The organism is Aeromicrobium sp. IC_218, from assembly GCF_004336805.1.
Lineage (GTDB): Bacteria > Actinomycetota > Actinomycetes > Propionibacteriales > Nocardioidaceae > Aeromicrobium.
In genome coordinates, this window is sequence record NZ_SJXM01000006.1 from 137161 (window position 1) to 150515 (window position 13355).

Below are 13355 nucleotides of genomic sequence, written 5' to 3' on the forward strand. Positions count from 1 at the left end.
GTACGCCCGCTTGCCGGGGGGAGTGGGCTGAGGGAGAGTCATGGCGGATGAGCTGCGGCTGGAGCGGCCGGCGTCGGTCGATGACGTGGCAACGGTGACGCGCGAGCGGTGAGGCGTCGAACCGTGCATCGTTGTTCCTTCAGGGTCGCGTCCCGCCGCCCGGTGTGGGGCCCGTGCCCTAGCTCCGGCGGGGGGTGACGCGGCGGACCGCCTTCTTGGACTTCTTGACGCCCGCCTTCGCGTTGGACTTCGCCGTGCCCCACAGGCCCTGAGTGAGCAGGGTGAGGCCGCCGCCGACCATCCAGGCGTCCTTGGCCAGGGCGATGCCCTCCTGGCTGGGGCGGATGCCGTCCGACAGGGTCATGGACGGGGTGCGGAAGTACATGCCCATCAGGCTCGCGCCGAAGCCGGTCAGGGCGGCGCCGGCGACCGCGGCCGGCACCATCGGCGACAGCAGCGCGGCGCCCACGCCGATCTCGCTGTAGGCGAGCAGCTTGGCAAACTTCTTGGGCTCCATGTCCTTGAACACGGCCGGGTACGTCGAGGCGGCGGCCCCGTGGAGGTACTGGGCGGTCCCCTCGTCGGCACCGAGCTTGCTGATGCCGGAGTTGAGGATGTACGCGCCCGTGGCGAGGCGGAGCGGGACGTGGGTGGGATGCATGGTGGCTCCTCAGCCGGGAAGCAGGTTGGCTTTCGACGATAGTCGCCGGGTCCGGCGTCGCCACCCGACGGCGAGGACGTCCACCGTGCGCCGTCGAGGACTACGCTCGCTTCGCCGGGGCGGAGTGGGCTGAGGAGAGTCATGGCGGAGCAGCTGGGTGGGCTGGCGCGGCCGGTCGTGTCGGTCGAGGACGCGGCGCCGGTGGCGCGTGAGCGGTGGGGCGTCGAGGGGGACGTCGTCGAGCTCGGCAGCAACCAGGACCGCAACTTCCGCATCGGCGCCGGGCACGTGCTCAAGGTCGCCAACGCCGCCACGGACGTCGCCGAGCTCGAGGCCCAGAACGCGTCCATGGACGTCCTCGCCGATGCCGGCATGCGGGCGCCGCGGCCGGTCGAGAGCACCAGCGGCCGCACCGTCGAGCCGGTCGAGATCGGTGGCGTCACCCTCCACGCGCGGCTGCTGACGTACGTCGAGGGCGAGCCGCTCATGGACGTCCCGTCCTTCGGCGAGGCCGAGGCGCGCATGCTCGGTGAGACGGCCGGACGCATCGTCGCCGCGCTGGCCGGGTTCGAGCACGCGGGCACCACGCGCACGACGCAGTGGGACCTGCGCGCCGCACCGGACGTCGTCCGCGCCCTGCTGCACCACGTGCCCGAGAGCCTGCGGTCCCGCGTCGCCAACGCCAGCCTGGACTCCGTCGCGCGGGTCGCGGCCGTGTCGCCCGCGCTGCCGCTGCAGGTGATCCACGGCGACGTCACCGACGACAACCTCGTGCTCGACGAGCAGGGGAGCGTCGGCGTCATCGACCTGGGCGACCTCATGGTCAGCTGGCGCGTCGCCGAGCTCGCCGTCGCGATCACCGGCGTGCTGGCCAACGGCTGCGACGACCCGCTGACGTCGCTCGAGACCGTCCGCGCGTTCGCCGAGCAGGTGCCGCTCGAGCACGCCGAGGTCGTGGCTCTGTGGCCGCTCGTCGTCCTGCGCTGCGCCGTGCTCGTCACCAGCGCCGCCGAGCTCACCGCGATCGACGAGGGCAACGACTACGCCGCCGAGCGGACGAGCCGCGAGTGGCGCGCGTTCCGGCTCGCCACGTCCTTCGACCCCGACGAGATGGCCGTGCTGGTCGCCGCCACCGTCGCGGGCGTGCGGCCGCGGCCGTTCTCGCTCGGCCGCATGCTGCCCGAGCACGTCCGGCCGAGCGTCGTCGACCTGTCCGTGCTCAGCCCGTCGCTGGACGCCGGTCGCTGGCTCGAGCCGGACGCCGAGCAGGCCGTCCTCGACGCCGAGGGCGCGCCGGTCAGCACCCGCTGGGCCGAGCACCGGCTCACCCAGGCTCGTCCGCTCGCGCCCCGGGGCAGCGCCCGGACGCTCGCGCTGGGCGTCGACGTCGTCGTGCCTGACGGCACCCTGCTGCACGTCCCGTTCGAGGGACAGCGAGTGCGCATCGACGGCGGCTTCGAGCTGCGCGGCGACGCGCTGACCCTCGTCGTCCGGGGCGACGTCGAGGATGCGGACGGGCTCGGGCTCGCGTCCGGTCGCCTGCGCGTCCAGCTGCACCGCACCGAGGCGCCGCGGGCGCCGTTCTTCGTCAGCCCGCGGGCCGAGTCGCTGTGGCGGGCGCTGAGCCCGGACCCGTCCGCCCTGCTCGGCGTCGACGTGGCCGCACCGCCGACGGACGCCGACCGCGTGCTCGCCCGCCGCGACGCCGCCTACGCGCCGGTGCAGGAGCACTACTACGCCGCGCCGCCGCAGGTCGAGCGCGGCTGGCGCGAGCTCATGGTCGACACCCAGGCGCAGGTCTACGTCGACGCGGTCAACAACGTCGCGACCACCGGCCACGCGCATCCGCACCTGGTCGAGGCCGCCACCCGCCAGTGGTCGCTGCTCAACACCAACTCGCGCTTCCACTACGCCGCGGTCGCCGAGCTGTCCGAGCGGCTCGCCGCCCTCGGGCCCGACCGCCTCGACAGCGTCTTCCTGGTCAACAGCGGCAGCGAGGCCGTCGACCTGGCCATCCGGCTCGCGCAGGTCGCCACCGGACGTCCGCGGATGCTCGCCGCCCGCGAGGCGTACCACGGCTGGACGCTCGCCTCCGACGCCGTCTCCACGTCCCTGGGCGACAACCCGCGCGCGCTCGAGAGCCGTCCGGACTGGGTCGAGCTCATCGACGCGCCCAACAGCGTCCGCGGCACGCACCGCGGCCCGGACGCCGCCACCGGCTACCTCGCCGATCTCGACGTGCAACTGAACGCGCTCGGCGAGGAGGGACGTGCGCAGCTCGCCGGCGTCGTCATCGAGCCGATCTTCGGCAACGGCGGGGGAGTGCTGCTGCCCGACGGCTACCTCGCCGGCGTCTTCGAGCGGGTGCGTGCGCTCGGCGGCGTGTGCATCAGCGACGAGGTGCAGGTCAGCTACGGACGCCTCGGCGAGCACTTCTGGGGCTTCGAGCAGCAGGACGCCGTGCCGGACGTCATCACCGTCGCCAAGGCGATGGGCAACGGGCAGCCGCTCGGCGCGGTCATCACGACCCGCGAGATCGCCGAGGCGTTCGCCGCCGAAGGATCGTTCTTCAGCTCCGCCGGCGGCAGCCCGGTCAGCTCGCGGATCGGCCTGGCCGTGCTGGACGTCCTGGAGTCCGAGGGCCTCCAGCAGAACGCGCGCGAGGTCGGCGGGCACTTCCGCGAGCGGCTGCTCGCCCTGGCTGAGCGGCACCCGGCGATCGGGGCGGTGCACGGCATGGGGCTGTACCTCGGCGTCGAGCTGGTCAGCGACCGCGAGACGTTCGCGCCGGCCACGCGGCTGGCCGCCGACGTCTGCGACCTGCTGCTCGAGGAGGGCGCCATCGTGCAGCCCACCGGCGACCACAAGAACGTCCTCAAGATCAAGCCGCCGCTCGTCATCACCCGCGAGAGCGTCGACCACGTCGTGGAGGCCCTCGACCGCGTCCTGTCGATGCTCGGGTGAGGGCTCCTCTCGACAAGCTCGAGGAGCGGGGCTCGCTCCTTGAGCTTGTCGAAACGAGCGTGCGTGCGTGCGTGCGTGCGCGGCTCGGTTCGTCGCTCGGTCTAGCCACCGCTCGCTGAGCTTGTCGAAGCGAGGAAAGCGCTGAGGTTTCGGGGATATCGCGTTGTTCTTGTCGGTCGTTCGAGGTAGAGTAGAACAAACGTTCGACGCGGGGGTTTCGGATGATCATCGACCAGCTGGAGAGGTTGCGCAGCGACTTGCGCGAGCTCGAGGCATGGTCGCTCACGGACACGGAGCTGCGCGCGGTGAACGTCGAGATCCATCGGACGATCGCCAGCCTGACCGCGACCGCGGCGCGCTTGACTGGCGCCGCCGAGGACAGAGCGCTTCCGCGCGAGGACGGTTCCGCCTCGACAGCTGCGTGGCTGGCGTCGACAACTGGGATGGCGCGGCGTGAGGCGTCGAGGCTGGTCAAGCTGTCCCACCTCGACCCGGCCCGCGGCACTGCAACCCGGGAGGCGTGGGGCTCCGGTGACCTTGCCACCGAGCAGGCCTCGATCATCCTGACCGCGCTCGACGCCCTGCCTGAGTGGTTCGTTGAGGAGCAGCACGACGACGCCGAGGCCACGCTCCTGGAGCACGCGAAGAACTTCGGGGCGGACGACCTGCGCCGGCTGGCGAACCGCGTTGTCGAGGTGGTCGATCCGGACTCGGCGGACGAGATCATCGGGGCGCAGCTGGAACGCCAGGAGAAGCAGGCCTGGGACGAGACCCATCTGTCGATCATCCGGATGGGGAAGGGCCGTTCGTCGATCCGGGGCGTCCTGCCGGACGTGCAGGCTGACATGCTCAAGACCGTCCTCGAAGGCCTCGCTTCACCCCGACGCGACGGCGCGATCTTCCGCAACGTCGACGGCGAGCACTCCGACCAAGAGATCGGACGCCTCGACCACGCGCGGCGCATGGGCCTGGCGTTGTGCGAGCTCGTGGAGCACCTCCCGAACGAGTGCTTCCCGCAGGCCGGGGGCGTCGCCGCGACGGTGACGATCAACATCGACTTCGACGACCTCCGCGACCGTGTGTCGCGGGCGTCGCTCTCCACGGGTGGTGGCCTCAGCGCCAGTCAGGCCCGACGTCTCGCCTGCAACGCGAGCATCCTGCCGATGGTCCTCGGTGGGGACTCCCAGCCCCTCGACCTCGGCCGCGGCGAGCGCCTCCACGATCGCCATCAGCGTGCCGTCCTGGCGAAACGGGACGGCGGATGCTCGTGGAAGGGCTGCGACAGGCCGCCGGCCTGGTGCGAGGCTCACCACCTCACGCCGTGGAGCGAAGGCGGGGAGACATCGGTCGACAACGGCGCGCTGTTCTGCTTCCAGCACCACCACCTGCTCCACGACTCGGACTGGTCCGCGCGGTTGGCCGAGGACGGCGTCGTCGAGGTGATCCCACCGGCACGGATCGATCCGCTCCGGCGACCGATGCGCCACGTCCGCCACGTGAGGCTGCGCCCACGCGTCCCAGCCTGACCTGTCCCGGGCTCTTCCGACGGCCTCAACGACCGGTCGCTTCGACGGGGCAACGACCGTGGGCTCGCTGTGCCAGGGTGGGCGTGTGCTGAGGATCGTCGGGCTGGTGCTGGTCGTCGCGGGCCTGTCCGTGCTCGGCTGGCTCGGCTGGCAGTACTGGGGCACGAACTGGCAGTCCCAGCAGCGCCACGACGACGTCACCGCGACGCTCGAGAAGACGTGGACGTCCGGCCAGCCGACGGCTGAGACCGAGTTCGGCGAGGCGACGGCGATCCTGCGGATCCCGCGGTTCGGCGACGACTGGTCGGTGCCCGTGCTGAGCGGGTCGTCCGACACGGTGCTGGCCTCCGGCGTCGGGCACCTGGACGGCACCGCCGAGCCGGGCGAGGGCGGCAACGTCGCGCTCGCCGGCCACCGGGTCACCCACGGCGAGCCGTTCGCCGGCATCCGCGACCTGCGTCCCGGCGACGAGGTCGAGGTCGAGACCCGCGACGCCACCTACACGTACGTGCTCGACACCGGTGGGCACGACCTCGACGTCCCGTTCACCGACACCTGGGTGCTGGACGAGCGACCGCGCAACCCCGACGGCGGCACCGGGCCCACGGACGCCGCCGAGCTCATCACGCTGGTGACCTGCGCCGAGGTGTTCCAGACCGACGACCGCACGGTCGTCTTCGGGCATCTGAAGAGCTCCGCGCCCCGTCTCGCTCCCGCCTCGCGCTGAACCGTTTCGGCGCCCGGAGCGCGTTTGGCATTTTGGTTGCGGGCCAAAGACGTTTGGCCGCTCAGATCGAATCGGTGGAGACCGATGGGGGACTGGTCTCGGGGGCCGTGCTGCGGACCCGCCGCCGCTGAAAGGCCCCCTGCTCCATGCTGCTCGTCCGGCGCTCGCGCCCTGCCCGTCCCGTCCTGCGCCCCCTCGCCAGCGCCGCTCTGGCCGTCGTGCTGACCGCCGTCGCGGCCGTCGTGACGGGCGCCGTCGCCGCCCCGGCGGCCCACGCCGCGGGCACCGCGCTGAAGTGCCTGGACACGCTCTACCTCACCGACAGCGCCACGGGCCAGATCCGTCCGGTCGACCCGACCACGGGCACGGTCGGCACCGCGGTCCACACCGGCACGAGCACGTCGGCCAACCAGGTCGGCGTCTCCAAGGGCGGCGCGCAGGCCATCTACATCTCCGACGGCAAGATCGTCGAGGTCGACCCGGTCAGCGGGGCGACCAGCTCGACCACCGCCCTGGTCGACGCGGGCGTCAACAAGGTCGCCGGCGCGATCAACCTCAAGAACGGGTTGTTCTACTACGGCGGCTACGACAGCAGCAAGAACCTCGTGCTCTGGGTCTACGACCCGGCCACCGACTCCACCCGCGGCCCGGTCGCGTCCATCACCGCACCCGGCCTGCCCGGCACCAACGGCGACCTCGCCTTCGACGCCGACGGCATCCTGTACTTCGTCGCGTCGAGCACCGAGACCACGCTCTACCGGCTCGGCGATCAGCTGCCCACCGGCACGCCGAAGAAGACGTTCACGGCGATCTCCATCTCCACCTCGACCCTGTCCGGGGCGGCCAACGGCATCGCCTTCGGCTCGGACGGCTTCCTGTACCTGGGCCAGTCGACGATGCTGACGAAGGTCAACCCGGTGACCGGCAAGGTCGTGACGTCCGTGTCGATGTCCGGCGTCACCAGCACCGACCTCGCCTCCTGCGCGGGCCCGAGCACGCTGACCGTCGCGGCCGACCTGGGCGAGCTGGGGCGCGTGAAGCCGACCGACCAGTTCACCATCGAGGTAGTCGGCGGCGACTACGACGGCACGCCGGCCTTCCCCAGCGGCACCACGACCGGCACCGACGGCGGCGTGCAGGACGGCCCCGGCGAGACGGCGGGCAAGGCGATCGTCCTGCCCGGTGACTCCTACACCGCCACGCTCAAGCCCGCCGGCACGACCGACCTGGACGACTACACGATCGGCTACCGCTGCGTCGACACCGCGACCGGCCAGGCCGGCGCCGTGCAGGCCGGCACCTCGATGCCGGTGACCGTGCCGACCGGCACCACCGGGGCGACGACCAGCTGCAGCTTCGTCGTCGGCGCGGTGACCCCGCGGATCACCGTCGACGCCACCGTCACGCCCACCACGTTCACCCGCGTCGGCCAGGAACTGACCTGGACGTACGAGATCACGAACGCCGGCAACGTCGACCTGGACGCCCTCGCGCTGGGCCACACGCTGGCCGGGCTCTCGGCCGCCTCGTGCACGCCGGTCGCGCTCGGCCAGCGCCTGGACGCCGGCGAGTCCACCACCTGCACGGCGACGTCGACGGTCACCGCCGCGCACGTCGCCGCCTCGGCCGACCTGACCGACACCGCCACGGCGTCCGGCACCCCGGTGAAGGGCAACGGCAGTGCCTCGGCGAGCGACGCGGCGGCGGCGACGAACAAGGTCGTCGGCCCGACCGCCACGAACGACGCCGTCGGCACCCCGTACGCGACCGCCGTGGCGCTGCCCGGCGCGGTGAACGACGTCCGCGGCAGCACCGACGTCGTGGCGGCCGACACCGTGCTGGTCCACGCCGACGCCACCGACGCCGGCCACCGCCTGGTGACGACGCAGGGCACCTGGACCGTCCGCGCCGACGGCGACGTCCGCTTCGAGCCGGCTGCCGGCTTCGTCGGCACGACGCCGAGCGTGACCTACCGGGTCGTGGACGAGAACGGCCTCACGTCCACCGCGACGCTCGCCGTGACCGTGCGTCCGGCGCCCACCGCCGACGCCGACCGCGGCACGACCAAGCAGGGCGTGGACGTCGTCGTCGACCTGCTCCACGGCGACGAGGCCGGACCGCGGGCGGACGGCAGCGCCGGCGCGCTGGACCCTGCGTCCGTGACCCTGCTGCCGTCCGGACTGCCCGCGGGCGCCATCGTGAGCGCCGACGGACGCACCCTGACCGTGGCCGGTGAGGGCGTGCACACCGTTGCTGCCACGACGGGACGCCTGACCTTCCGGCCCGAGCCCGCGTTCACCGGCACCACGACCCCGGTGACCTACCGGGTGACCGATCAGGCCGGAAACACCGCGACCGCGACCATCGAGGTCACCGTGACGGCGATCGTCCCGGTCGTCGTCGGTGACGGTGCCAAGACGCGCCAGGGCCAGTCCGTGGTCGTGGACGTGCTCGCCAACGACGCCGGGGGCGACCCCACCGCCCCGCTGGACGCCGCGAGCGTCCGGCTCACCTCGACGTCCGCCACGGCCGGCGGGACGTCCCTGGTCGTCGACGGCGAGGGCACCTGGACCGTGCGCAGCAACGGCAGCCTCCGCTTCACCCCCGAGTCCGGTTTCACCGGCACGGCGACGCCGGTGCGCTACTCGGTCGCCGACCGCAACGGGACCCGCCGCGCCGCCGACGTCACCGTCGTGGTGGGCCAGGGTGCGCTCGCCGCGCCGGACCATGCCGCGACCCCGCAGGCCACCGCCGTCGGGCTGGCGCCGCTGTCCAACGACGTCGCGGGTGACCTCGGTCGTCCGTGCTCGGCTGCGGGCACCCCGTCCGGCTGCGACTCCGGGACGCTCGACCCCCGCTCGGTGACGTTCACCGCGTCCGGCCAGCCCGGCGCGGCGATCGCGACCGGCGGCAAGCAGCTGACCGTGCTCGGTGAGGGCACGTGGACCATCGACCCGGCGGCAGGCACGGCCACGTTCCAGCCGGCGGCGAGCTTCCACGGCACGACGTCCGCCGTGACCTACGCGGTCGAGGACTCGCTGGGCAACCGGGTGCGCTCGACGATGACGGTGCGCGTGCGCCCGATCGTCCCCGTCGCCACCGACGACGAGTGCGACACCGCCTACGCGACGCCGGTGGACCTGGTCGGCGCCGGCGACGACACCCCGGGCACGGACGACCACGACACCCCGTCGGACACCACCGACGACGTGACGCCCGCCCTGGTGCTCGGCGCGACCGTCTTCCCGTCCGCCGGGCAGCCGTCCGACGCCGCGCTCACCGACAAGGGCCGCACGCTCGCCGTGCCCGCCGAGGGACGCTGGACGCTGCGCGCCGACGGCACGGTCCGTTTCGTGCCGGCCGACGGCTTCACCGGCACGACGACCCGGGTCGCCTACCGCGTCGAGGACGTGAACGGCACGACCAGCACCGCGACGCTCCGCGTCCGCGTGCGTCCCGGCCCGGTCGCGGTGGACGACGCCGCGACCACGGCCCAGGACACCGACGTCACGCTGAAGCCGCTCGGCAATGACACGCCGGGCCAGCAGGCCGACGGCTCGGCCGGTGACTGGGCCGCGTCCCCGGTGCGCCTGCGGACGTCCGCGGACCTGCCCGCGGGCAGCGTGCTGACCGCCGACCAGCGCACGCTGACGGTGCCCGGCCAAGGCGTCTGGCGCGCCACCGACCGCGGTGCCGTCGTGCTCGACCCCGAGCCGACGTTCGCCGGTGACACTGCCGTCGTCCCATACGCGGTGACCGACTCGTCGGGCAACTCCGCCTGGGCGAGCCTCACGGTCACGGTGGTCGCGGCGGCCGGCCACTCCGCGCCGAGCACCGGACGCGTCGACGCGGGCGGGTCGGTCACGGTGGACGTGCTGTCACTCGTCACGCCCGCCGTGGGCGCGAAGCTCGTGCCGGGCAGCGTGTGCCTGCTGACCGACACGGTGCTCGTGGACGGCGACCCGCATCCCGTCGACGGTGCCGCCGCGTGCGTCCGTGACCTGGACGTCGACACGGTCGGCGGTTGGGGCGTGCGCGGAAATGGCGCGGTGACCTTCACGCCGGGCGAGGGCTTCTCCGGCGTCGCGACCGTCGAGTTCTCGGTGCGGGACACCGCGGGCAACACCTACCGCGACTCCCTCGACATCACCGTCGAGGGCGCCGGGGAGGCGACCGACGTGCTGCCGGCTGCGGGTGGACCGGCCCTGGGGATCCTGGCCGGGGGAGCCCTGCTCGTCGTTCTGGGCGCGGCCCTGCTGCGGTGGCGGCGCGAGGTCTGAGACCGGCTCGCCCGGCCACGTCGGTGGGTGTCGAGGCAGCGGTAGGTTCTAGCCATGGCTGAGATCGAGACCGTGCACAACACCGAGCGGAGCCGCTACGAGGCGTGGATCGACGGCGTGCGCGCCGGGTTCGCCGAGTACCAGCTCACCGACGAGCTCATCGTCTTCACCCACACCGAGGTCGACAAGAAGTTCGAGGGCCAGGGCGTCGGGTCCAAGATCGCCCGCTTCGCGCTCGACGACGTCCGCGCCGACGGCACCCGCCGCGTGCTGCCGTTGTGCCCGTTCATCAAGGGCTGGATCGGCCACCACCGCGAGTACGCCGACATGATCTACGGCGCGCCCGCGACCACCGCCACGGACTGACGGTCCGGCGGTCCCTTCCACAGGCTCCCTTCGACAGGCTCAGGGAGCGGACTGCGCCTACGGTCGTGGCATGGAGCTCGACGACGCGATCCTGCACGCCCTCGCCGACGGCGGACGCGAGCCGCAGCTGGTAGCCGAGGCCGTCGGCGCGCCGCTGGACGACGTCCGCGCCCGCCTGTCGATCCTCGAGGCGGCCGGGGCGGTCGTGTCCGTGGAGCTGCCGTCGCAACCGCCCCGACAGCAGTACCGGCTGACGGCGTCGGCCGACTGATGGTCGCGCTGAAGGCCGGACGCTGGACGGCGCAGCGGCACATGCGCGTGCCGCCGCAGGCCGTCTGGCACCTGCTCACCGACACCGACGCGTGGCCGCTGTGGGGCCCGACGGTCAAGCGTGCCGAGATCGACGGCGGTGCCGTGGTCGAGGGCGCCCGCGGCACCGTGTGGACGCCGGTCGGCGTCCCGTTGCCGTTCGAGGTCACCTACGTCGACCCCGAGCACTGCTGGTCGTGGAGCGTCGCCGGCGTCCCGGCCACCACCCACGAGGTCGAGCCCGTGCTCGGCGGCTGCGTCGTCCGCATGACCGCGCCGCTGTGGGCACCGGCCTACCTGCCGGTGCTGGAGGTCGCGCTGCGCCGCATCGAGCGCCTCGCCGCCGAACGACCCACCGCCTAGCCTGCGACGGACCGCTGCCCCTTCGACGAGCTCAAGGAGCGGGGGCGACGAGCTCACGGAGCGGGGGTCGCAGGCTCAGAGCGCGGGGGTCAGAACGGGGGCCACGGGACGGGCGGCATCGATCCGCTCGGAGCCGGGAACACGCCGGCGTCCAGCAGGACGTCACACCGGGCCAGCAGCGCCTCGACCTCGGCGCCGGTGAGGTAGTCCTGGAGCGTCCGGGCGAGACCGTCGTCCAGCGCCTCGCGGACGCGCTCGACGCCCGCGCGCTCCTCGTCGGTGAGCGGCTGCCCGATCCAGCCCCACAGGACGGTGCGCAGCTTGTGCTCGGCGTGCAGCGAGACGCCGTGGTCGACGCCGTGCCGGTGCCCGCCGGGCATCTCCAGCACGTGCCCGCCCTTGCGGTCGGCGTTGTTGATGACGACGTCCAGCACGGCTATGCGGCGCAGCGCGGCCGACTCCTCGTGGACGACCGAGACGACCTCCTCGTCCTCGTCCAGGCCGTCCATGACGTGGTGCCAGCCCTCGGGCAGCTCACCGGCGCGGACGACGGTGACCGCCTCCTGCTCGGGGTCGGCGTCCATCCAGCGCTGCACCATGCCGACGCCGTGCGGGCCGTCGCGCAGCCACGTGGGCGGGACGACGTCCCAGCCGGTGGCCTCGGAGACCAGGTACGCGGCGACCTCGCGCTGGGCCAGCGTGCCGTCGGGGAAGTCCCACAGCGGACGCTCGCCGGCGACCGGCTTGTAGACCACCTGCACGTCGCCGATCGTGGCCAGGAACGTCGCGTTGGACGCCGGCATGATGCGGCCCTGCAGGACGAGCTCGCCCTCGAGCAGGTCGCCGGGAACGGTCACCGGAAGCCGTCGGGCAGCTCGCAGACGTGCCCCTCGTCCATCGGCAGCCCACACAGCGAGCAGATCGGCCGGCCGGACGCGACGACGTCCCGCGTGCGCTTGGTGAACGCGCGGGCGGCGCCCACCGGGATGCGGACCTGCATGACCTGCTCGGGCAGCGACTCGGGCAGGTCGATGATCTCGTCGAGCTCCTCGAGGCTCTCGACCTCGACCTCGACGATCGGGAACGCCTCGATGACGACCTGCCCGGTGGCCGGGTCCCAGCCCAGGCTCATCGCGCCGGCGCGGAACGCCTCGTCGATCGGGGTGTCGAGCGGGTCCTCGTCCACGAGTGCCTCGTCGGCGAGCGCGGGGATGCTGTAGGGATTGCCGTCCTCGGTCATGAGCTCGTCCAGCACCTCGTCGATCTTCTCGGCGAGGGCGAACGACTGCTCCTTCTCGACCGACACGCTGACGACGCGCTGTCCGTCGCGGGCCTGCAGGAAGAACGTGCGCGCCCCGGGGACTCCGACGGTGCCGACGACGAAACGGTCAGGCCAGTCGAACTCGTGGACGATCGGTGCCATGGGCCCCACTCTAGGAGCGCTCGTCAACGGGCGCCGCCGGGCCCGCGCCGCCGCCCACCGCGGCGTCCTCGCCGGACGGCTTGGCGGCGAGCCACGAGAGGTCGCCGGCGTGGGTGTTCATCGCGACGACGTAGGGCCGGGCGCTGGTGTAGCGGACGATCGAGACGGACGCCGGGTCGACGCCGATGCGCTGGAACGCGTCCAGGTGCATGCCCAGCGCGTCGGCCAGGACGGCCTTGATGATGTCGCCGTGGCTCACCGCGGCCCAGACCGCGTTCGGCCCGTGCTGGGCCTCGATCTCGGCGTCACGGCGGCGGACCGCCTCGACCGCGCGGGACTGCATCGACACCATCGACTCGCCGCCGGGGAAGACGACCGCGGACGGCTGGTTCTGCACGACCGGCCACAGGTCGTGCTGGGCCAGGTCGGCCAGCGAGCCGCCCTGCCAGTCGCCGTAGTCGGCCTCGGTGAGCGCGTCCTCGAGGGTCGCCTGCGTCGCCTCGGACTGGTGCATGGCGACGGCCGCGGCGGTCTGGCGGCAACGCTCCAGCGGGCTGGTGACCAGCTCGACCAGCGGGACGTCCGCGAGCCGCTTGCCGGTGCGGGCGACCTGGTCGCGTCCGGTCTCGTCGAGCTCGACGCCGGCGGTGCGTCCGGCGAGGGTGCCGCTGGCGTTCGCGGTGGTGCGTCCGTGCCGGACGAGGATGACGGTGGCCATGCCGCGAGCGTAGAGGGG

11 protein-coding genes are annotated in these 13355 nt (G+C 73.0%); 7 read left to right on the forward strand and 4 right to left on the reverse strand.

Annotated features, from left to right (window positions below):
* Positions 1-178 precede the first annotated feature (178 nt).
* The gene (locus E0W78_RS09310) at positions 179-661 is read right to left on the reverse strand and encodes a hypothetical protein (RefSeq protein WP_131403598.1); all 483 of its coding nucleotides are present in this window, start codon (positions 659-661) and stop codon (positions 179-181) included.
* Positions 662-802: 141 nt separating this feature from the next.
* Between E0W78_RS09310 and E0W78_RS09315 the strand changes: the two genes are divergently transcribed.
* The 7 genes from E0W78_RS09315 to E0W78_RS09345 all read left to right on the forward strand — a co-directional run bounded on the left by E0W78_RS09315 (position 803) and on the right by E0W78_RS09345 (position 11196).
* A complete protein-coding gene (locus tag E0W78_RS09315) occupies positions 803-3625 on the forward strand; it encodes an aminotransferase (RefSeq protein WP_131403599.1) in 2823 nt (940 codons plus the stop codon).
* Positions 3626-3846: 221 nt separating this feature from the next.
* Complete coding sequence (locus E0W78_RS09320; RefSeq protein WP_131403601.1) at positions 3847-5151, forward strand: HNH endonuclease signature motif containing protein; 1305 nt, start codon at positions 3847-3849, stop codon at positions 5149-5151.
* A gap of 85 nt (positions 5152-5236) precedes the next feature.
* Positions 5237-5878, forward strand: coding sequence for a class E sortase (locus E0W78_RS09325; RefSeq protein WP_242686295.1), 642 nt, complete (start codon positions 5237-5239; stop codon positions 5876-5878).
* Positions 5879-6024: 146 nt separating this feature from the next.
* Entirely contained in the window at positions 6025-10158 is a 4134-nt protein-coding gene (locus E0W78_RS09330; RefSeq protein WP_131403604.1) for an Ig-like domain-containing protein, read from the forward strand.
* A 54-nt stretch (positions 10159-10212) separates the two neighbouring features.
* On the forward strand, positions 10213-10524 hold the full coding sequence (locus tag E0W78_RS09335) for a GNAT family N-acetyltransferase (RefSeq protein ID WP_131403606.1): 312 nt from the start codon (positions 10213-10215) through the stop codon (positions 10522-10524).
* Positions 10525-10594: 70 nt separating this feature from the next.
* The gene (locus E0W78_RS09340; RefSeq protein ID WP_131403607.1) at positions 10595-10795 is read left to right on the forward strand and encodes an Lrp/AsnC family transcriptional regulator; all 201 of its coding nucleotides are present in this window, start codon (positions 10595-10597) and stop codon (positions 10793-10795) included.
* Entirely contained in the window at positions 10795-11196 is a 402-nt protein-coding gene (locus tag E0W78_RS09345) for an SRPBCC family protein (protein ID WP_131403609.1), read from the forward strand. The genes E0W78_RS09340 and E0W78_RS09345 overlap by 1 nt, the downstream gene beginning before the upstream one ends.
* A gap of 89 nt (positions 11197-11285) precedes the next feature.
* On the opposite strand, the gene E0W78_RS09350 is transcribed toward E0W78_RS09345, so the two are convergent.
* Genes E0W78_RS09350 through E0W78_RS09360 form a run of 3 tightly spaced genes read right to left on the reverse strand, consistent with a single transcriptional unit; the run spans position 11286 to position 13337 of the window.
* A complete protein-coding gene (locus E0W78_RS09350; RefSeq protein ID WP_131403610.1) occupies positions 11286-12053 on the reverse strand; it encodes an SCO1664 family protein in 768 nt (255 codons plus the stop codon).
* Positions 12050-12619, reverse strand: a complete 570-nt coding sequence (locus E0W78_RS09355) for a DUF3090 domain-containing protein (RefSeq protein WP_131403612.1) — start codon at positions 12617-12619, stop codon at positions 12050-12052. The genes E0W78_RS09350 and E0W78_RS09355 overlap by 4 nt, the downstream gene beginning before the upstream one ends.
* 10 nt (positions 12620-12629) lie before the next feature.
* A complete protein-coding gene (locus E0W78_RS09360; protein ID WP_131403613.1) occupies positions 12630-13337 on the reverse strand; it encodes a histidine phosphatase family protein in 708 nt (235 codons plus the stop codon).
* Positions 13338-13355 lie beyond the last annotated feature (18 nt).